This is a genomic window from Actimicrobium antarcticum, from assembly GCF_039536745.1.
GTDB lineage: Bacteria > Pseudomonadota > Gammaproteobacteria > Burkholderiales > Burkholderiaceae_D > Actimicrobium > Actimicrobium antarcticum.
On the sequence record NZ_BAAAZE010000007.1, the window covers coordinates 39,465 to 58,292 of the forward strand.

The 18,828-nt window shown below is 57.0% G+C and carries 18 protein-coding genes and 1 pseudogene; 13 read left to right on the forward strand and 6 right to left on the reverse strand.

The genetic code is table 11. From position 1 onward, the window contains the following. Positions 1 to 87: 87 nt before the first annotated feature. Positions 88 to 600 (reverse strand): annotated as a pseudogene (locus tag ABD720_RS06455) (FxDxF family PEP-CTERM protein); the annotation flags it as partial. Between the two features lie 705 nt (positions 601 to 1,305). Continuing rightward, on the reverse strand, positions 1,306 to 1,872 hold the full coding sequence (locus ABD720_RS06460) for an FxDxF family PEP-CTERM protein (protein ID WP_344762445.1): 567 nt from the start codon (positions 1,870 to 1,872) through the stop codon (positions 1,306 to 1,308). A 404-nt stretch (positions 1,873 to 2,276) separates the two neighbouring features. On the opposite strand from ABD720_RS06460, the gene fdxA reads away from it, so the two are divergent. The 5 genes from fdxA to nth all read left to right on the forward strand — a co-directional run bounded on the left by fdxA (position 2,277) and on the right by nth (position 6,938). Then, positions 2,277 to 2,600 carry a ferredoxin FdxA gene (gene fdxA, locus ABD720_RS06465; RefSeq protein ID WP_344762702.1) on the forward strand — a complete coding sequence of 108 codons (324 nt, stop codon included), beginning with the start codon at positions 2,277 to 2,279 and terminating at the stop codon, positions 2,598 to 2,600. Between the two features lie 159 nt (positions 2,601 to 2,759). After that, positions 2,760 to 3,800: an NAD(P)/FAD-dependent oxidoreductase gene (locus ABD720_RS06470; RefSeq protein WP_344762446.1), complete on the forward strand. Its 1,041-nt coding sequence runs from the start codon at positions 2,760 to 2,762 to the stop codon at positions 3,798 to 3,800. A 456-nt stretch (positions 3,801 to 4,256) separates the two neighbouring features. Next, on the forward strand, positions 4,257 to 5,483 hold the full coding sequence (locus tag ABD720_RS06475) for a polyhydroxyalkanoate depolymerase (RefSeq protein WP_344762447.1): 1,227 nt from the start codon (positions 4,257 to 4,259) through the stop codon (positions 5,481 to 5,483). Positions 5,484 to 5,601: 118 nt separating this feature from the next. Further along, positions 5,602 to 6,291 carry an electron transport complex subunit RsxB gene (gene rsxB / locus ABD720_RS06480; RefSeq protein ID WP_344762448.1) on the forward strand — a complete coding sequence of 230 codons (690 nt, stop codon included), beginning with the start codon at positions 5,602 to 5,604 and terminating at the stop codon, positions 6,289 to 6,291. Beyond that, on the forward strand, positions 6,288 to 6,938 hold the full coding sequence (gene nth, locus ABD720_RS06485) for an endonuclease III (protein WP_344762449.1): 651 nt from the start codon (positions 6,288 to 6,290) through the stop codon (positions 6,936 to 6,938). Before rsxB ends, nth begins: the two co-directional genes overlap by 4 nt. A 50-nt stretch (positions 6,939 to 6,988) precedes the next feature. On the opposite strand, the gene ABD720_RS06490 is transcribed toward nth, so the two are convergent. Continuing rightward, positions 6,989 to 7,570, reverse strand: coding sequence for a malonic semialdehyde reductase (locus ABD720_RS06490; protein WP_344762450.1), 582 nt, complete (start codon positions 7,568 to 7,570; stop codon positions 6,989 to 6,991). Between the two features lie 111 nt (positions 7,571 to 7,681). Between ABD720_RS06490 and ABD720_RS06495 the strand changes: the two genes are divergently transcribed. Beyond that, positions 7,682 to 8,107 (forward strand): DUF1841 family protein, encoded by a 426-nt coding sequence (locus tag ABD720_RS06495; RefSeq protein ID WP_344762451.1) that lies wholly within the window; start codon positions 7,682 to 7,684, stop codon positions 8,105 to 8,107. 82 nt (positions 8,108 to 8,189) lie between these two features. On the opposite strand, the gene ABD720_RS06500 is transcribed toward ABD720_RS06495, so the two are convergent. Both ABD720_RS06500 and ABD720_RS06505 read right to left on the reverse strand, forming a co-directional pair. Then, the gene (locus ABD720_RS06500; RefSeq protein ID WP_344762452.1) at positions 8,190 to 8,543 is read right to left on the reverse strand and encodes a c-type cytochrome; all 354 of its coding nucleotides are present in this window, start codon (positions 8,541 to 8,543) and stop codon (positions 8,190 to 8,192) included. Positions 8,544 to 8,555: 12 nt separating this feature from the next. Beyond that, on the reverse strand, positions 8,556 to 8,876 hold the full coding sequence (locus ABD720_RS06505; protein WP_344762453.1) for a c-type cytochrome: 321 nt from the start codon (positions 8,874 to 8,876) through the stop codon (positions 8,556 to 8,558). A gap of 261 nt (positions 8,877 to 9,137) precedes the next feature. Here ABD720_RS06505 and ABD720_RS06510 point away from each other — a divergent pair, with 261 nt between their 5' ends. From ABD720_RS06510 to ABD720_RS06540, 7 genes are all read left to right on the forward strand, one after another. Continuing rightward, complete coding sequence (locus tag ABD720_RS06510; RefSeq protein ID WP_344762454.1) at positions 9,138 to 9,992, forward strand: AAA family ATPase; 855 nt, start codon at positions 9,138 to 9,140, stop codon at positions 9,990 to 9,992. A 10-nt stretch (positions 9,993 to 10,002) separates the two neighbouring features. After that, complete coding sequence (locus ABD720_RS06515) at positions 10,003 to 10,620, forward strand: GNAT family N-acetyltransferase (RefSeq protein WP_344762455.1); 618 nt, start codon at positions 10,003 to 10,005, stop codon at positions 10,618 to 10,620. Next, positions 10,614 to 11,783 (forward strand): vWA domain-containing protein, encoded by a 1,170-nt coding sequence (locus ABD720_RS06520; protein ID WP_344762456.1) that lies wholly within the window; start codon positions 10,614 to 10,616, stop codon positions 11,781 to 11,783. Before ABD720_RS06515 ends, ABD720_RS06520 begins: the two co-directional genes overlap by 7 nt. 261 nt (positions 11,784 to 12,044) lie before the next feature. Beyond that, positions 12,045 to 14,033, forward strand: coding sequence for a DNA topoisomerase IV subunit B (locus ABD720_RS06525; RefSeq protein ID WP_344762457.1), 1,989 nt, complete (start codon positions 12,045 to 12,047; stop codon positions 14,031 to 14,033). A gap of 13 nt (positions 14,034 to 14,046) precedes the next feature. After that, complete coding sequence (locus ABD720_RS06530) at positions 14,047 to 14,814, forward strand: lytic transglycosylase domain-containing protein (protein WP_344762458.1); 768 nt, start codon at positions 14,047 to 14,049, stop codon at positions 14,812 to 14,814. A gap of 15 nt (positions 14,815 to 14,829) precedes the next feature. Continuing rightward, entirely contained in the window at positions 14,830 to 17,139 is a 2,310-nt protein-coding gene (gene parC / locus ABD720_RS06535; protein ID WP_344762459.1) for a DNA topoisomerase IV subunit A, read from the forward strand. Beyond that, a complete protein-coding gene (locus ABD720_RS06540; protein WP_344762460.1) occupies positions 17,136 to 18,200 on the forward strand; it encodes an MBL fold metallo-hydrolase in 1,065 nt (354 codons plus the stop codon). The genes parC and ABD720_RS06540 overlap by 4 nt, the downstream gene beginning before the upstream one ends. Before the next feature lie 439 nt (positions 18,201 to 18,639). Here ABD720_RS06540 and ABD720_RS06545 read toward each other — a convergent pair whose 3' ends face one another. Then, a complete protein-coding gene (locus ABD720_RS06545; RefSeq protein ID WP_344762461.1) occupies positions 18,640 to 18,813 on the reverse strand; it encodes a hypothetical protein in 174 nt (57 codons plus the stop codon). Positions 18,814 to 18,828: the final 15 nt, after the last annotated feature.

Sequence of the window (18,828 nt, forward strand, 5' to 3'; positions counted from 1 at the left end):
AGCCCATAAAAAAACGCCTCGCTAGGCGAGGCGTTTTTTGCATCACAGAGCTTACCTTCAATATGAAGGAGCAACCTGTGGAGTTAATTAAGCCTGGTTTGCTTTGGCTTTACGACGTGCTGCGAAGCCGAGCAGGCCGAGACCGGCAAGCATCATTGCGTAGGTTTCTGGCTCTGGAACTGGGGAAGGGATGGGCGACGAAGGGGTCAACGTAATGCCGCCACCGTATGTAGACGTTGGGCTATAAGTCATACCAGTCACCACCAGTGACAACGGACCTGTGAAAGGCAAGCCATTTGTACCGAATTGCGTGGAAACAGCACCACCGCTTGAAAAGATGTTCGAGGAGACCGCAGTACCGTTAAGTTTCGCTGACAAGATATCGAGACCAATGAAGTTCATAAAAGAGAATGAGCTGATCGACATGTTATCAACATAACCACCTGCTGGGAAACCGAAGTTGAACGTGTCGGTGAACTCGCCTGCAGTAAAGTGGCTTGTGAAGAAGCCGCCTGTGAATGAACCAGGCTGCAGTGCCGATTCGGTCAGCACGACGTTTGTCGTGTTTGCGCTTGCAAGACCGACGACTGAGGAGAGTGCGAGTGCTACAAGGGCGAATTTAATTTTCATAGTTATCTCGAATCAAGGTTGGGGAGGATTGCAATTTATTTACTTCAACCAAGACAACTAATCTTGGCTCACTAAACTTGCGTTGATAATATCCCAACATTGATAAAAAACGTAGACGCTTTAACAACCAAATCACTAATTAACAAAAGTTGACTCTTTAATTATTGCTACGCAGCAAATTATGCCGTTCGTCCTACAAACTCGCACATTTTTTCTCCTTAACTCCCACAGAAATAGTGAATGCACGCAATGTTTATATAAAGAAATTAACGCTCCGGGGAACTTAAAGCTGTGTAAACATTCCCGGATTTATTTGGTCTTCGACCGTTCGTTAGAGATACTGATACGCAATGCCAATTAAAAAGGTTGCCTCGAATTTTTCCTGTGCATCCAGACTTTTTAGCAATTTAGCGTGGAAAAGTCGCTGTAACTCGCAGCGCACAACCCAAAACCGGAATCAATCCTCCCGACTCCGCGAAATTGTCCTGATCGTACAACGCTTGTATTTCCAACAAAAAATACGCCGCAACGCGGAATATCCAAAAACACGAGCAGATCGATTTGGGACGAAAAAAAAACCGCTCGGCGTGCCGTTGAGCGGTTTTGCTAAAAAATTGATCCATTTCTGCCATTCGTTGCGCCACTACAACAGCGGCACAGAAATTTCCGTACTAATCAAAAATGATCTGCGCTTTCTTTCCGCCGAGCAGCAAATCCAAGCAAACACAAACCGGCAAGCATCATCGCGTAAGTCTCTGGCTCGGGAACGGCCGGGATTGGAATGTATTCCCCCGAAGATCGTACGGTAATTTGACCACCGTAAGAATTATCTATCCCAACCGCTGTTCCGCTTAACGTCATCTGCAGCGGCCCGGAAAAATTCTCACTACCTGTATATGCAGAGGAAAAGACACCTGGCACAGTAAAAATACTCAGCGGAGTGGAATTCAGAGCCGCAGAAGTGAAAGTAATTCCATTGGAAGCGGTCGACGAAAAGCTAGCGCTGACGATGGAGTTAGCATTTCCACCAGGCAAAAACGACCCAAAATTAAACGTGTCGTTGAACATGGCGTTCAACCCACCATGGATTCCGCCGAAAAACCCGGTAAAGGTTGTTACCCCAGCGACCGTGCCAGATGACACGAGTGTGACGTTCTGCACAGGTGCCGTATCAATCGCAGCGAACGACAAAGTGGATACTGCAGAAAAAGCGACTGCGGCAAACACACGTTTAATTTTCATGATCATCTCGATAAAAGAGGTTGGGAGAAAGTTTCGTCTGAAGACAGCCACCGGGTTGATCGGGCCCGGAATTTCAAACTTAAGTCATGTTATCCAACCGTTTTTTAAATCCAAGAATCTTTGCGATAAATCGCCAATATTTAACAATTGTTCACAATTCATAGAAGATTCTTCTTGACAATAAAACTTTGTATAATTTCCATCCATTAACAAATAGTGAACGCCCCGCTCGAATTTGCATATACGCATTCTGTCTAAGCGCCGTTTGTGGGAATGTGCGAACTGCCTTAAAATACGCAGTCTTGCGACTGGTCGATCAGTGCTTCGCGCAGTACTTTCTTAAAGTTAAAGCCCGACCTGGTCGCTGCAACCCGCACTTCCCCTATTTTAGAATTAGGACTGTTATGACCCACGTTGTGACCGAATCCTGCATCCAGTGCCGCTATACCGATTGCGTGGATGTATGCCCGGTGGATTGTTTTCGCGAAGGCCCGAACTTTCTATCTATTGACCCGGATGAATGCATCGACTGCGCGGTATGCGTCGCAGAATGCCCGGTCAATGCTATTTACGCGGAAGAAGATGTCCCCGCCGACCAGCAACCGTTCATCAAACTGAACATCGAGCTGTCCAGAGGCTGGCCATCGATCACGAAAACCAAGTCAGCGTTACCGGAAGCCGATGAATTCAAAGATGTGCAGCAAAAAATGCATTTGCTGAAGCGCTGACAAAACTGGCGCATCCTGCAACGTCCCGTCAGATGACCGGACCTGCTGCACTACCGAAATAACCCATTGAAACAGGAAGCACACCGTCGTATGAACACCAGCGCAAGCCTTGAACCCGGAATCACCTCCACTACGCCTATCCAGTCCGTGCAATCCCACATGGCAATCGAAACCGATGCGATCATCATTGGCGCCGGTCCTGTCGGATTGTTTCAGGTGTTCGAGCTCGGACTTCTGGAAATCAAGGCGCATGTCATCGATTCGCTCGCCAGCGTTGGCGGACAGTGTGTCGAGCTGTATCCGGACAAACCGATCTATGACATTCCTGCGGTACCGGTCTGCACCGGCCAGGAACTGACCGACAATCTGTTGAAGCAGATCGAACCGTTCGGAGCCACTTTCCATTTGAATCAGGAAGTCACACTGGTCGAAAAGCGCGACGACGGACGATTTAATCTGGAAACGTCGGCAGGTACACGCTTCGTCACCAAAACCATTTTCATCGCTGCCGGCGTTGGTTCATTCCAGCCACGCACCCTGAAAGTGGATGGCATCGATCAATTTGACAATTCACAATTGTTTTATCGTGTCCGCGAACCAGCACGCTTCGCTGGCAAAAACATCGTTATTTGTGGCGGTGGCGACTCGGCACTTGATTGGGCGCTCAACTTTGTTGGCAAGGCCGAATCGGTAATCTTGCTGCATCGTCGTGATGAATTCCGTGCGGCACCGGCTTCCGTAGCAAAAATGCGCGAACTCTGTGACAACTACGAAATGCAACTAATCATCGGCCAGGTCACCGGCTACGAAGCCAATGACGAAGGATCGCTCAATGGCATCAAGGTAACGGGCCTAGACGGTGTCACCCGCCGCCTGCCACTGGACTATTTGATGGTGTTTTTTGGCCTGTCGCCAAAACTGGGACCGATCGCCGAGTGGGGTCTGGATATCGAACGCAAACAGATCAAAGTCGGCACCGAAAAATTCGAAACGAATGTGCCCGGCATCTTCGCGGTCGGTGATATCAACACCTATCCCGGCAAGAAAAAGCTGATCCTGTCCGGCTTTCATGAAGCGGCTTTGGCGGCATTCGGCGCCGCGCCTTACATTTTTCCGGATAAAAAAATCCATATGCAGTACACCACCACGTCACCAAAGCTGCACAAAATCCTTGGTGTCGAAAGTCCGGTGTTTGATTGACACTGCAGCGCAATATGTAACTACCAAAACACGAAACACTGCAAAGTGCGTCGTGTTTTTTTACAGGAAAAGTGCAGGAAATCCAGAATTATTGAATCAGCCAAAACCAAACTGAATGCGGCAATGCGACACCGGAAATTAATTATTTTCAAAAAAAAAGACTACTTCAGGTAGTAAATCACCAAAAAGTCTGCTCGACGCAGCAACTTGCTGATTTGAGATTGTTTTCCTGCGGGTTTAAACGCATATTGGTTGCACCAAAATCTAGCCAGCCTTGATGCAAAACAAAAAATAGCATTCACGGTGAAGTGGATGCAAAAACACGCGCTCACTTGTGGTTACAAAAGCGAAGCGTCAGTTTTTTTCGGCGTTTGTTTACGAAAAAACAGACTATTATGCAATGTTATCAAGCATGTCAGAAGCGATTGACACACTGCAACAACCGACGAGGTCTCCATGCTTTACCACTTTCATGAAATGAACCGCAGCTTCATCAATCCATTGATGCAGTGGGCGGAAGCATCGGCAAAACTGTTCACCAATCCGATCTCGCCTTTAGCACACTCGCCTTTCTCGCAGCGCATTGCCGCGGGATACGAATTGATGTTCCGGCTAGGCAAAGATTACGAGAAGCCACAATTTGGTTTGACGTCGACGGTAGTTGATGGCAAAACATTCGACATTACCGAAGAGCTGACGGTCACGAAACCATTCTGCACGCTGATTCATTTTGCCAAAGTCAGCGGCAAAACCGCATTGAAGCAGCCGACAGTGCTGTTGGTAGCACCGTTGTCCGGGCATCATTCAACGTTGTTGCGGGATACCGTAAAAGCGCTGTTGCCCGAGCATGACGTGTACATCACCGACTGGACCGATGCCCGGATGGTGCCATTGGCCGACGGTGAATTCCATTTGCATGATTACATTTACTACGTTCAGGACTTCATTCGCTTGCTGGGTCCGGACGTGCACGTGATTTCAGTGTGTCAGCCGACCGTACCCGTACTGGCCGCGATTGCGTTGATGGCAACGGCGAATGATCCGAAATTGCCAAAAACGATGACCATGATGGGTGGCCCGATCGACCCGCGCGAGTCGCCCACCGAAGTCAACAATCTGGCCACCAAAAAACCATTTTCGTGGTTCGAGAACACGGTCATTTACACAGTCCCGTCCAACTACCCGGGCTCCGGACGCAAGGTGTATCCGGGCTTTTTGCAACACGCCGGTTTTGTTGCAATGAACCCGGATCGCCACGCGCAAAGTCATTGGGACTTTTACATGCAGCTGCGCAAGGGCGATGACGAATCAGCCGAAGAGCATCGCAAGTTTTACGATGAATACAACGCGGTCCTCGACATGCCTGCCGATTACTACCTCGAAACCATCAAGACGGTCTTCCAGGACTTCAGTCTTGCCACGGGTACATGGGATGTCGAAGGCAAGCTGGTACGGCCGCAGGACATCAAGACAGTCGCGCTGTTTACTGTCGAAGGCGAACTCGATGACATCTCCGGTGCCGGCCAGACACAGGCAGCACACACACTGTGCAGCAGTATTCCGGCCAACATGAAAGAAGATTTCGTGGCACCGGGATGTGGCCATTACGGCATCTTCGCCGGCCGCCGCTGGCGCGACATTATTTGCCCGAAGATCGGCGCCTTCATCAAAGCGCATTCCTGATCCGACCCTGCTCCACGCGCAGCCGCTCCACCTTCGGGTCGAGCGGCTTTTTCATGGACCGGGCCGGGCGAACTGGTGATTTGCAGGATAATGCTGTTTTACCCATCTGAATGCTGCCGTGTCGCAATCCGCTCCAAACTCCCCCGCCGACCGCATCGAAAACGTGCTGCCGCAAACCCAATGCACCAAGTGCGGCTATCCGGCCTGCCGGCCCTACGCCGAAGCCATCGCCGCTGGCACTGCCGACATTAACCAGTGCCCTCCCGGCGGCCAGGAAGGTATCGAACGGCTCGCCACATTATTGGGCAGGCCGGTCATCCCGCTCAACCCCGAGCACGGCACAGAGCGGCCACGGCCAGTCGCGGTGATCGACGAATTACTGTGCATCGGTTGCACGCTGTGCATCCAGGCCTGTCCGGTGGATGCCATCCTTGGCGCTGCCAAACAGATGCATACGGTACTGCCGGATCTGTGCACCGGCTGTGATCTTTGCGTCGCGCCCTGCCCGGTCGATTGCATCGCGATGGTCGCCGTCACCGATACCACGGGCTGGCAGGCGTGGTCGCAACAACAGGCGGACGCCGCACGTAGCCGCCACGATTTCCGCACCGGGCGATTGCAGCGCGAACGCCAGGAAAACGATGCGCGACTGCTCGCCAAGGCAGCCGCCAAACTGAAGGAAGTCGAGGCCGCGCCGACGCTGTCTGCCGCAGAGGCGACCGAACGGGATCGCAAAAAAGCCATCATTCAGGCGGCCATCGAACGCGCACGCATCAAGCGTGAGGCCGAGCTGAAAGACGCCCAATGAACGCCGAAAAACGCCGCGCCATGTTCGAGCGCCTGCGCGCTGCCAATCCCCACCCGGCGACCGAACTTGAATACACCACGCCCTTTGAATTGCTGATCGCTGTCCTGTTGTCAGCACAGGCGACCGATGTCTCTGTCAACAAGGCAACCCGCAAGCTGTACGCGGTAGCGAACACACCGGCGGCGATCTATGCGCTGGGCGTGGAAGGGCTGACCCCGTTCATCCAGACTATCGGGCTGTTTCGCAACAAGGCGAAAAACGCGATTGAAACCTGCCGCCTGATCCTGACCGAACATGCCGGACAGGTACCGCGCACGCGCGAAGGACTGGAAGCCTTGCCCGGCGTCGGCCGCAAGACCGCGAATGTCGTACTCAATACGGCCTTCGGCGAACCGACGATTGCAGTCGACACGCACATTTTCCGGGTCGCGAATCGCACCGGTCTGGCGCCCGGCAAGGACGTCGATCAGGTTGAACACAAATTGATGAAGGTACTGCCAGCGGAGTTCCGGCAGGATGCCCACCACTGGCTCATCCTGCATGGTCGCTACACCTGCACCGCCCGCAGCCCGCAATGCTGGAATTGCATGCTGGTGGACTTGTGTGACTACCGGACCAAGACGCCGCTGCCAGGCAAGGCTGTCTGAGCTTCGGCTGCCAAGACGGGACAAAATAGTCCGTCGTGGCCGCCGGCAAATCAAAGTACCTTGCACGCCTCGTCAAAACCCAAACGTGGCGAACGCGGGAACAGCTTAGCGACATCGCCATGCCCGATGCTGCACACAAAATTCACCTTCACCGTAGTCCCGGCAAAGAACGCCACCTCCAATTTGTCGGCATCGAACCCCGACATCGGCCCACAGTCCAGCCCGAGTGCACGCGCAGCCAGAATGAAATAGCCACCTTGCAACGACGAATTGCGAAATGCCGTCGCCTCGATCAGCGGCTGGTTGCCCGCAAACCAGGAACGCGCATCGGCATGCGGAAACAGGTGTGGCAGCGTGTCCGGGAACGCCATGTCCATCCCGATAATCGCGGTCACCGGTGCCGCCTTGACCTTGTCGGCATTGGTTGCGGCCATGCAGTCGACCAGCCTGGCTTTTGCCTCAGCCGACTGGATGAACAGGATGCGGGCCGGCTCGCAATTGGCAGAAGTAGGACCCCATTTCACCAGATCGTAAAGCTGCTGCAGCTGCGTCGGTGTCACTGGCTGATCGAGCCAGCCATTGTGGGTGCGTGCATTGATGAACAGAGTATCGAGAGCGGCTTGGTCGAGCATGGAGAACTCCGGGAGGAAATAAGTGGAAGCCCATGGTAGTCGAATCCGGTTTGCCACGTCGGTGCGCCCGACCACGTACAATCGTGGCTTGAAAACTGCACGTCATAGCCCATGTTTACTCCCTCGCAGGACGACGTCCGGCGCTTCTTTTGCGCCACCTTCGACAAGCACCGCAACAACACCATATTGACTCCGCTCGAAGCGATTGCACGCGACTGGATCGCCCAGCATCCGGAGTATGCCGACACCCTCGCCGATACCGATGCGGCACTGGCTGCCGACTATTCGGTAGAACGCGGCCAGAGCAATCCGTTCCTGCACCTGTCGATGCATCTGTCGATCGCCGAACAGGTATCGATCGACCAGCCGCCCGGCATACGCGCTGCATTTCTGGCGCTGGCGCGCAAGCGCGATTCCGAACACGACGCGCATCATCAGATCATGGAATGTCTGGGCGAGATGATGTGGACCTCGCAGCGTAGTGGCTTGCCACCGGATGGCGCGGCGTATATCGATTGCGTGCGGCGGCGCTGCTGAGTCGAACCGACTGGCCAAAAAAAAGCCACGCTTTAACGTGGCTCTCTCTGCGACCGGATTACATCCCGATCCGATCGGTGTATCACTTTGCCTTTTGCAGCGAACCCGGCAATGTCGTCAGATAGGCAGCGATGTCCGACATGTCCTGATGCGACAGCGGCTTGGCCATGCCGCCCATAATGGCGTTTGCACGGCCGTTCATGCCTTCGCCGCCGCGCTTGTACGCCACCAGTGCATGCGTCAGGTAGTCGGCATGCTGGCCAGCCAGCTTCGGATACGTCGGATCGATCGGGCTGTTGTAGTCGGCGCCATGGCAGGCAGCGCAGTTGTACTTGGCGGTGAGTGCCTTGCCATTGTCGACGTTACCCGAGGCGTTCGCAGTGAACGCGGCAGCCGAGCAAAGCGCGAAGAGTGCGCTGGCGAGAATCTTGTTCATGTCTGGGTTCCCTTATTTTTTTTGCGAGTAGTAGGCGGCAAGATCGGCGATATCCTGATCGCTCAGGCTCATCGCGATACCGCGCATCGATGGATGGGTGCGGTCGCCTTTCTTGTAGGCGTTCAACGCACTCTCGATGTATTTGGCAGACTGTCCACCGATCATCGGCACCGAATACACCTCGGGGAAAACCGATTTGTAACCAGCGATGCCGTGGCAGCCCACGCATTGTGCAATCTTGTTGTCGGCGGCAGCCTTGGCGTTGCCGACAACCTCTGCGGCAGCGTAGTTGGCCGTTCCGGCCAGCACGAGAAGTGCAAGTAGTTTTTTCATGTTAGCTAGGGTAATTATTGCGAAAAAAAACTCGGAACACAGACTGCCTCAATTGCATCGACAGGCTTTTCAACCCCCGATGAACCGTGCCGCCCGGCACCAAAACTCCCGAATTCTACCGTAAGAAGCCGCCATCGTCCACGCGCCAGAAGGCGTCTCTACTGCTTTGCCGGTGCCCACCGCAAAACGTGCCGTGAAGCTAGCGAAAGTCCGATCTCGTTTATACTGGTTTTCATTTTTCTGACCGGATAAACCACCGCCATGCAGCCGACCACACGCTTCGAAGGTTCTGACAGTTACGTTGCCACCGGCGACCTGAAACTCGCGGTCAACGCCGCCCTCACCCTGCAACGACCACTGCTCATCAAGGGCGAACCGGGTACTGGCAAAACCATGCTGGCCGAAGAAGTCGCCGCCGCACTGGGCATGCCGCTGATGCAATGGCATATCAAGTCGACCACCAAGGCCCAACAGGGCCTGTACGAATACGATGCCGTGTCGCGCCTGCGCGATTCGCAGCTCGGCGACGAACGCATCAAGGATATCCAGAACTACATCGTCAAGGGCGTGTTGTGGCAAGCCTTTACGGCCGACGAACAGGTCGTGCTGCTGATCGATGAAATCGACAAGGCCGATATCGAGTTCCCGAACGATCTGCTGCGCGAACTCGACCGGATGGAATTTTATGTCTACGAAACCCGCGAGATGGTCAAAGCCAAACATCGTCCGCTGGTCATCATCACATCCAACAATGAAAAGGAATTGCCGGACGCCTTCCTGCGCCGCTGCTTTTTCCACTACATCAAATTTCCGGACAAGGACACGATGCAGCAGATCGTCGATGTGCATTACCCGACACTGAAAAAAGACTTGCTGGCGCAAGCGCTGCAAACTTTCTATGAAGTCCGTGACGTGCCCGGCCTGAAGAAAAAACCCTCGACCTCCGAACTGCTCGACTGGCTCAAACTGCTGCTGGCCGAAGACATTCCACCGGAAGCACTGCGCAGCAAGGATGCCAAATCGATCGTGCCGCCGCTGCACGGTGCGCTGCTGAAAAACGAACAGGACGTGCATCTGTTCGAGCGCCTGGTGTTCATGTCGCGCGCCAACCGCTGAGCCGATACTGATGAAACCGATCGCCCCCGTCACGCTGGAACTGCACGGCATCCGCCTGGAACCGATGACCGTCAAGCACGCCGCCGAACTCGCCATCGCCGCAGAAGATGGCGAACTATGGAAGCTGCGCGTGACTTCGGTACCGGCACCGGGCGACGAGGCGGCCTACATCGACGCCGCCCTGCGCGGGCAACAGGAAGGCAGTCGCCTGCCCTTTGTCGTGCGTGACCTGTCCTGCAACGACATCATCGGCAGCACCAGTTATCACGACATCCTGCCCGCGGTCGAGCGGGTTGAAATTGGCTACACCTGGTACGCCAGATCCGCGCAGCGCACCCATGTCAACGCTGCCTGCAAACTCATGCTGCTGCGCCACGCATTTGACGAGCTCGGTTGCGCGGTGGTGGGATTCCGCACCGACAATTTCAACTTCGCCTCGCAGCAAGCCCTCGCGCGGTTAGGCGCACAGCGCGACGGCGTCATCCGGCATCACGCATTGCGCCGCGATGGCACGGTGCGCGATACCGTCATGTTCAGCATCCTCGCCGGCGAATGGCCGGAAGTCTGCGCGCAACTTGAATACCGGCTCTCGCCACACCGGCCACCAGTCAAGGGCCTGCTATGCTGATCGACTTTTTTTTCACGCTGAAAGACGCGAAGATTCCGGTCTCGATCAAGGAATTCCTGATCCTGCTCGAAGCGATGCAAAAGAACGTCATCAGCAATTCGCTCGACGAGTTCTACTACCTGTCGCGCATCACGCTGGTCAAGGATGAAGCCCATTTCGACAAGTTCGACCGCGCCTTCGGCCTGTACTTCAAGGGCATCGATGCGATCTTCGAAAAGAACCCGGAAATCCCGCTCGACTGGCTGGTCAAGCGCATGCAGCGCGAACTCACCGACGAACAAAAAGCCGCCCTGGAAAAATTCGGCTACGACAAACTGATGGACCGCCTGAAAGACCTGCTGGCGGAACAAAAAGAACGTCATGAAGGCGGGAACAAGTGGATCGGCACCGGTGGCACCTCCCCGTTCGGCCACGGCGGCCAGAATCCGGAAGGCATCCGCATCGGCGGCGAAGGCGGCAACCGCACCGCCGTCAAAGTCTGGGAAGCCCGCAGCTACCGCGACTACGACGCCGAACGCGAGCTGGGCACACGCAACATCAAGGTTGCGTTACGCCGCCTGCGCAAATTCGCCCGCGAAGGCGCAGAAGAAGAACTCGCCCTCGACGCCACCATCCGCGCCACTGCCAACAATGCCGGCTACCTCGACATCAAGATGCAGCCCGAGCGCAAGAACAAGATCAAGGTGCTGATGCTGCTGGATGTCGGCGGCACGATGGATGACCATATTGCGCGCACCGAAGAACTGTTTTCGGCCGCGAAGACCGAATTCAAGAACATGGAGTTCTTCTACTTCCACAACTGTGTCTACGACTACCTGTGGAAGAACAACCGCCGCCGCCACGCCGAACGCTTCCCGACCTGGGACATCCTGCGCAAGTACCCGGCCGACACCAAACTGATCTTCGTCGGTGACGCCACGATGAGCCCGTACGAAGTGCTGGCAGCGGGTGGCTCGGTCGAGTACAACAACGAAGAAGCCGGTGCCGAATGGCTGCAGCGCTTCACGCATGCCTTCCCGAAATTCATCTGGCTCAATCCGGAACCGGAAGGCTTGTGGCAGTACCGCCAATCGGTCAGCATCATCAAGCAGCTGATGAATAACCGGATGTTTCCGGTGACGATAGAGGGGCTGGAACGCGGGATGCGCTTGTTGAGCAAGTGAGCAAGTGAGGCGGAACGGAACTCGCGCATTGCGGAACAGCGACACAGCGTGCGGCGCAATGCGCTGCCTGCTCTACCCGTACGGAAGCGTTGCATGTCACCTGCAAATCAAATCCTGCCATAAAACAGTCCGTCGGTTCGAGTCCGTTTTCATCCGACACATTTTTCCTGCCAGCCCCCCCGCCCCCGCAAAACTCATTAGAATGCACTGCACAATCAGTCCCGCCCACCAGTAACCAAGTAACCAGAGCACCGATCCTGAATGGCCACAAAGAAAACTGCCCCCTCCGATTACAGCGAATCTTCCATCCGTGTCCTGAAAGGACTGGAGCCGGTGAAGCAGCGTCCCGGCATGTACACGCGTACCGAAAACCCGTTGCACATCATCCAGGAGGTCATCGACAACGCTTCCGATGAAGCACTGGGCGGCTATTGCAAGCACATCACGGTCACGCAAAATGCCGATGGCAGCGTGACGGTCGATGATGACGGGCGCGGGATTCCGGTCGGCATTCATCCGGAAGAAGGCGTGCCGACCGTCGAGATCGTGTTCACGCGATTGCATGCCGGCGGGAAGTTCGACAAGGGTTCCGGTGGCGCGTATGCGTTTTCCGGTGGCTTGCATGGCGTCGGCGTATCGGTCACGAATGCGCTGTCGACACGACTGGAAATCACGGTCTGGCGCGAAGGCGGCGTGCACAACCTGGCCTTTGCCAACGGCGACCTGATAGAAAAAATCAGCACCCGTCCGATCGGCCGCGACGACAAGAAATCCGGCACCCGCGTCACCGCCTGGCCCGATCCGACATACTTCGACTCCCCCGCCATTTCCCAGCCCGAACTGCAACGCCTGCTGCGCTCGAAAGCCGTGCTGCTGCCGGGTGTCAAGGTCACGCTGGTCAATGGCAAAACCGGCGAATCGCAAACCTGGCAATACGAGCAGGGCTTGCGCGGTTATCTGGTCGAATGCCTGGCGCAGGCGACCAGTACCGAGCCGCTGATTCCGCTGTTCGAGGGCGAGCAATACGCCGGCAAGGATGCCGACGGGTTTGCCGAGGGCGAAGGCGCGGCATGGGTCGTGGCGTGGACCGAAGATGGCGGCGTGGTGCGCGAATCGTATGTCAACCTGATCCCGACCTCGGCCGGCGGCACGCATGAATCCGGTTTGCGCGAAGGCTTGTTTGGTGCGGTGAAGAGCTTCGCCGAAATGCATTCGCTGCTGCCCAAGGGCGTCAAATTGCTGTCCGAGGATGTCTTTGCGCGGGTCTCGTTCGTGCTGTCTGCCAAAGTGCTGGACCCGCAATTTCAGGGCCAGATCAAGGAGCGCCTGAATTCGCGCGATGCCGTCAAACTGGTCTCGACCTTTGTGCGCCCATCGCTGGAACTCTGGCTCAATGAACACGTCGAGTACGGTAAAAAGCTGGCCGACCTGGTCATCAAGCAAGCCCAGTCGCGCCTGCGCTCGGCCCAGAAAGTCGAAAAGAAAAAATCCTCCGGCGTGGCCGTGTTGCCGGGCAAACTGACCGATTGCGAATCGAACGATGTCTCGCGCAACGAGATTTTTCTGGTCGAGGGTGACTCCGCCGGCGGCTCTGCCAAGATGGGACGCGACAAGGAATTCCAGGCCATCCTGCCGTTGCGCGGCAAGGTCCTGAATGCCTGGGAAACAGAACGCGACCGACTGTTTGCCAACAATGAAATCCACGACATCGCCGTCGCCATCGGCGTCGATCCGCATGGCAAACATGACGCGCCTGACCTGAGCAACCTGCGCTACGGCCGCATCTGCATTCTGTCCGATGCGGACGTGGATGGATCGCACATTCAGGTCTTGCTGCTGACCCTGTTCTTCAAGCACTTTCCGAAGCTGATCGATCACGGCCATATCTGTATCGCACGTCCACCGCTGTTCCGGGTCGATGCACCGGCACGCGGTAAAAAGCCGGCGCAAAAAATCTACGCGCTCGATAGTGGCGAACTGGTGGCGATCGAAGACAAGCTGCGCAAAGAGGGCATCAAGGATGGTGCCTGGAGCATTTCGCGCTTCAAGGGTCTGGGTGAAATGAATGCGGAGCAGCTGTGGGAAACCACGATGAATCCGGATACCCGCCGCCTGCTGCCGGTGGCGCTGGGCGACTTTGACCTGGCGGCGTCCGAAGCACGTTTTAATATGTTGATGGGCAAAGGCGAAGCTGCAGCGCGCCGCGCCTGGATCGAAGAACACGGGAATGAAGCTGAAGCCGATATCTGATTGCGCCCGCTACATGGCGCCCCTGAAAGCAAGCTTGCTGCTGGCCCTGTGCCTGGCTGCACCGCTGGCGCACGCGGATATTTTCGGCTACGTCGATGCGCAGGGCGACACGCATTTTTCGACCGAAAAACTGGATGCGCGTTACCAGATTTTCCTGAAAGGCGATGGTGCGTTCGATGCCGCCGAACTCAAACCGCTGACGCCGCAACCGGCACGCACGGCCTTGTTCAAGGTCCTGACCGAACATCCGAACCTGAAAAAATTCGAGGCGGTGCTGGCCGCTGCCGCGACAGAATTCAAGGTCGATCTGGCGCTGATGAAAGCGATGATGGCGGCCGAATCCGGCTTCAATCCGGCAGCCGTCTCGCCCAAAGGCGCGATTGGCCTGATGCAGATCATGCCTGCCACGGCCGAACGTTACGGCGTGGTCGGCGATGCACGCACCACCATCCAGCAAAAACTGACCGACCCGAAAACCAATATCCGGCTGGCCGCCCGTTACCTGCGCGAACTGAACGCGCTGTTCCCGAACCAGCAGGCACTGGTGATCGCGTCCTACAACGCCGGCGAAGGCGCGGTGCAGAAGTACCGCAATACCGTGCCACCCTACGCCGAGACGCGCAATTACGTGCAACTGGTGACGCAGTTCTACCAGTTTTATGCGCCGCCGGAACCGCCGCTGCGCATTGCCAGCGATACGCCGAATGGATCGAAACGCGTCCACCTCACTATTCCGGGCCGCAGCAGCATGCCGGCACCGCTCACCTCTTCCGCCAATTGATTCCTGAACACCCCAATGACTGAACAAGCCACCCTGTTTGACGGCACCACACCGGACGCTGCCGAAACCCTGACCCTCGCCACCTTCGCCGAGCGCGCCTATCTCGACTACGCGATTTCGGTCGTCAAGGGGCGCGCCCTGCCCGATGTCAGCGATGGCCAGAAACCGGTGCAGCGCCGCATTCTGTTTGCGATGAACCAGCTCGGCCTGACCGCCGCCGCCAAACCGCGCAAGTCGGCGGCGGTGGTCGGCGATGTGCTCGGCAAACTGCATCCGCATGGCGACCAGTCGGTCTACGACGCGCTGGTGCGGATGGCGCAGGGATTTTCATTGCGCTATCCATTGATCGATGGCCAGGGCAATTTCGGTTCACGCGATGGCGATGGCGCGGCCGCGATGCGCTACACCGAAGCGCGACTGACGCCGATTTCCAGCCTGCTGCTCGACGAGATCGATCAGGGCACGGTCAACTTCCAGCCGAACTACGATGGCTCGACCGAAGAACCGACGCTGCTGCCAGGTCGCCTGCCGTTCGTGCTGCTCAACGGCGCATCCGGTATCGCGGTCGGCATGGCAACCGAAATCCCGTCGCATAATTTGCGCGAGGTGGCGCAAGCCGCGGTCGCATTGATCCGTAACCCGGCGCTGACGCATGCGGAGTTGATGGGGCTGATTCCCGGTCCGGATTTCCCGAGTGGCGGGCAGATCATCACCTCGGCGGCGGCGCTGTCGGAGATGTACCAGAGCGGACGTGGCTCGCTGAAGGTGCGGGCACTCTGGAAGATCGAAGAGCTGGCGCGCGGCCAGTGGCAAGCCGTGGTGACCGAACTGCCGCACGGCACCTCGGCCCAGAAAGTTCTCGAAGAAATCGAAGAACTGACCAACCCGAAAATCAAGCTCGGCAAGAAAGCCCTGTCGCCCGACCAGATGGCGCAGAAGCAGCTGATGCTGTCGCTGCTGGACGCGGTGCGCGACGAATCGGGCCGCGAGGCGCCGGTACGGCTGGTGTTCGAACCGAAATCCAAGAATCAGGATCAGACCGAGTTCACCAACATGCTGCTGGCGCAGACCTCGCTGGAAACCAGCGCCTCGATCAATCTGGTAATGATCGGCGGCGATGGCCGACCACGTCAAAAGGGGCTGGGCGAGATCCTGCGCGAGTGGATCGACTTCCGTTTTGCGACCGTCACCCGGCGCAGCCATTTCCGCCTGAAAAAAGTCGAGGACCGCATCCACATCCTCGAAGGCCGCGAAACCATCCTGCTCAACATCGACGAAGTCATTCGCATCATCCGCGAATCGGATGAGCCGAAACCGGCGCTGATGGCGGCCTTCAATTTATCGGACCGGCAGGCCGAAGACATCCTCGAAATCCGCCTGCGCCAATTGGCCCGACTCGAAGCCATCAAGATCCAGCAGGAGCTGGCAGGCTTGCGCACAGAAAAAAGTACGCTGGAAGAGTTGCTCAACAATCCGGGCGCGATGAAGAAGTTGATCATCAAGGAAATCGACGCCGATGAAAAGCGCTTCGGCGATGCCCGCCGCACCCTGATCGAGGCGGCCGAACGCGCCACGGTGGAGCAGAAAGTGGTCGATGAAGCCGTGACGGTGGTGATTTCACAAAAAGGCTGGCTGCGCGCGCGCACCGGCCATGGCCACGATCCGGCCCAGTTTGCGTTCAAGGCCGGCGACGGCCTGCAAGCAACCTTCGAGTGCCGCACGCTCGACACGTTGCTGGCATTCGGCTCGAACGGTCGCATCTATTCGGTCCCGGTATCCGGCCTGCCCGGCGCGCGCGGCGACGGCGCACCGATCAGTTCGATGGTCGAACTGGCCAGCGGCAGCAGCGTGCTGCATTACTTTGCCGGACCTGCCGACACCACGATGCTGATCGCCTCGAACGCCGGGTACGGCTTCATTGCGCGGACCAGCGACATGGTCAGCCGGCTCAAGGCCGGCAAGGCCTTCATCACGCTCGACGCCGGTGACGTGCCGCTGCCGCCACGCGTGCTGACACCGACCGCCAGTGCGCTGGCTTGCCTGTCCGAAAAAGGTCGGCTGCTGGTATTCGGGCTGGAAGAACTGAAGACCATGAGTGGTGGTCGCGGCATGATCCTGATGGACCTGGAGGACGGTGAAAAACTGCTGGCGGCGCAACCGATCAGCCAGCGCGGCGTAGTCGTGTCCGGCATCGGGCGTGGTGCCAAGGCACAGGATGTCAGCCTGTCGGCGAGCGGACTGGCGCTGCACATCAACAAGCGGGCGCGCAAGGGCAAGCCACTGGAATCGAGACTAAAACCGCAGACACTGGTCGCCATTGCATGAAGCGGCACCGACCGCGGGCTGCACTGATTGCGGCATTGTTTTGTGCCGGATGCACCGCCACGCCGCCAGTACCGGAGGTGCCATCACCACATGGCACCAAGGATGGCTTCCAGAATAATTACCTGCCCGGCCCGCTGATCGGTGGCTCGTTCCTGAAATGGCAATGGGAGCGCATCACGCAGGGCCTGCCAAAACCGCCTGCCAACAATTACCAGTTCCCGGTCGATACACCGGACCTGGCCTGGCTGGTACAAAACCGCAGCACCACCAGCGCCACCTGGATCGGCCATGCCACCGTGCTGATGCAGGTCAATGGCGTCAATGTGCTGACCGATCCGATCTTTTCGGAACGGGCATCGCCGGTCAGTTTTTACGGACCGAAGCGCAAGGTGCGGCTGCCGCTGACAATCGCGCAATTGCCGCATGTCGATGTGGTGCTGATCTCGCACAACCACTACGACCATCTTGATCGCGACAGCGTCGACCAGCTCAACCGGCAAGCCGGTGGCCCGCCCTTGTTTCTGGTACCGCTAGGATTGAAGGCGTGGATGGCCGATGCCGGCATCACCAATGTGCGCGAACTCGACTGGTGGCAGCAGACCGATGTGCCCGGACTGGACCTGCATCTGGTACCAGTGCAGCATTGGTCGGCACGCAGCCTGACCGATCGCTTCGAGACGCTGTGGGGTGGCTGGATGGTGCGCACTGCCGCCAGCGCGAAGCAGCCGTTTTCCTTCTTCTTTGCCGGCGACACCGGCTACTCGGCCGATTTCACGGACATCGGCAAACGCTTCCCGACGGTCGATCTGGCGCTGCTGCCGATCGGGGCGTATGCGCCGCGCTGGTTCATGGCGAAGCAACATATCAATCCGACCGAAGCGGTGCGGATACATCGCGATTTGCATGCGACGCGCTCGATCGGGATTCATTGGGGGACGTTCGAATTGACTGATGAGCCGCTGGATGAGCCGCCTAAAGCGCTGATGCAGGCGCTGAGGGATGCTGCGGTGCCGGTTTCGGAATTCAGCGTGTTGCGGCATGGGGAGACGGTCAGATTTTGAGGGGGAAGCTGTCCAGCTGGTCGTATCAACCGGAACGTAGGTTTGGCTGCGAAGTTGAACATGGGGTAGGGTTGGTGCGCGGTTGGCGGTTGGCGGTTGGCGGTTGGCGGTTGGCGGTTGGCGGCCTGCGGTCTGCGGTCTGCGGTCTGCGGTCTGCGGTCTGCGGTCTGCGGTCTGCGGTCTGCGGTCTGCGGTCTGCGGTCTGCGGAAGCTAAAACGGGTTGCGCTCCGTTGATGCAAGCCGGGGGCGGCCCGGCAGCCGGTCACTTCTTTTTGCTTCGCCAAAAAGCAGTAACCAAGAAAAAGGCGACCGCAAGACCGCTGCCCTGCGGGTTCCCAAAAACCGGGTACGGCAAGAGGGAAGCCCGCAAACTCGCTTCGCTCAGACAGTGCGGGCTTCTGATCCTCTTGCCGCACCCGGTTTTTGGCAGCGATCTTTTTATGCGGAATTCAACGTCAAGACCAAGCCAAGCCTTGGAACCAGCGAGATGGTCGTGCTCGCTTTGCGCGAGAAAACTTCCTCGTCGTGATCGACTTCGAGTTCAAAACCAACGTCAAAACCAACGTCAAAACCAACGTCAATACCAAAACCTACAAGGCTTTTACAATCCATCTTTCTCGCGCAAAG

What these genes read in the sequence shown, in the direction of transcription:
- ABD720_RS06460 (WP_344762445.1), bottom strand. Translation starts at nt 1,872, where the DNA reads ATGAAAATTAAACGTGTGTTTGCCGCAGTCGCTTTTTCTGCAGTATCC.
- fdxA (WP_344762702.1), top strand. Translation starts at nt 2,277, where the DNA reads ATGACCCACGTTGTGACCGAATCCTGCATCCAGTGCCGCTATACCGAT.
- ABD720_RS06470 (WP_344762446.1), top strand. Translation starts at nt 2,760, where the DNA reads ATGGCAATCGAAACCGATGCGATCATCATTGGCGCCGGTCCTGTCGGA.
- ABD720_RS06475 (WP_344762447.1), top strand. Translation starts at nt 4,257, where the DNA reads ATGCTTTACCACTTTCATGAAATGAACCGCAGCTTCATCAATCCATTG.
- nth (WP_344762449.1), top strand. Translation starts at nt 6,288, where the DNA reads ATGAACGCCGAAAAACGCCGCGCCATGTTCGAGCGCCTGCGCGCTGCC.
- ABD720_RS06490 (WP_344762450.1), bottom strand. Translation starts at nt 7,570, where the DNA reads ATGCTCGACCAAGCCGCTCTCGATACTCTGTTCATCAATGCACGCACC.
- ABD720_RS06495 (WP_344762451.1), top strand. Translation starts at nt 7,682, where the DNA reads ATGTTTACTCCCTCGCAGGACGACGTCCGGCGCTTCTTTTGCGCCACC.
- ABD720_RS06500 (WP_344762452.1), bottom strand. Translation starts at nt 8,543, where the DNA reads ATGAACAAGATTCTCGCCAGCGCACTCTTCGCGCTTTGCTCGGCTGCC.
- ABD720_RS06505 (WP_344762453.1), bottom strand. Translation starts at nt 8,876, where the DNA reads ATGAAAAAACTACTTGCACTTCTCGTGCTGGCCGGAACGGCCAACTAC.
- ABD720_RS06510 (WP_344762454.1), top strand. Translation starts at nt 9,138, where the DNA reads ATGCAGCCGACCACACGCTTCGAAGGTTCTGACAGTTACGTTGCCACC.
- ABD720_RS06515 (WP_344762455.1), top strand. Translation starts at nt 10,003, where the DNA reads ATGAAACCGATCGCCCCCGTCACGCTGGAACTGCACGGCATCCGCCTG.
- ABD720_RS06520 (WP_344762456.1), top strand. Translation starts at nt 10,614, where the DNA reads ATGCTGATCGACTTTTTTTTCACGCTGAAAGACGCGAAGATTCCGGTC.
- ABD720_RS06525 (WP_344762457.1), top strand. Translation starts at nt 12,045, where the DNA reads ATGGCCACAAAGAAAACTGCCCCCTCCGATTACAGCGAATCTTCCATC.
- ABD720_RS06530 (WP_344762458.1), top strand. Translation starts at nt 14,047, where the DNA reads ATGGCGCCCCTGAAAGCAAGCTTGCTGCTGGCCCTGTGCCTGGCTGCA.
- parC (WP_344762459.1), top strand. Translation starts at nt 14,830, where the DNA reads ATGACTGAACAAGCCACCCTGTTTGACGGCACCACACCGGACGCTGCC.
- ABD720_RS06540 (WP_344762460.1), top strand. Translation starts at nt 17,136, where the DNA reads ATGAAGCGGCACCGACCGCGGGCTGCACTGATTGCGGCATTGTTTTGT.
- ABD720_RS06545 (WP_344762461.1), bottom strand. Translation starts at nt 18,813, where the DNA reads ATGGATTGTAAAAGCCTTGTAGGTTTTGGTATTGACGTTGGTTTTGAC.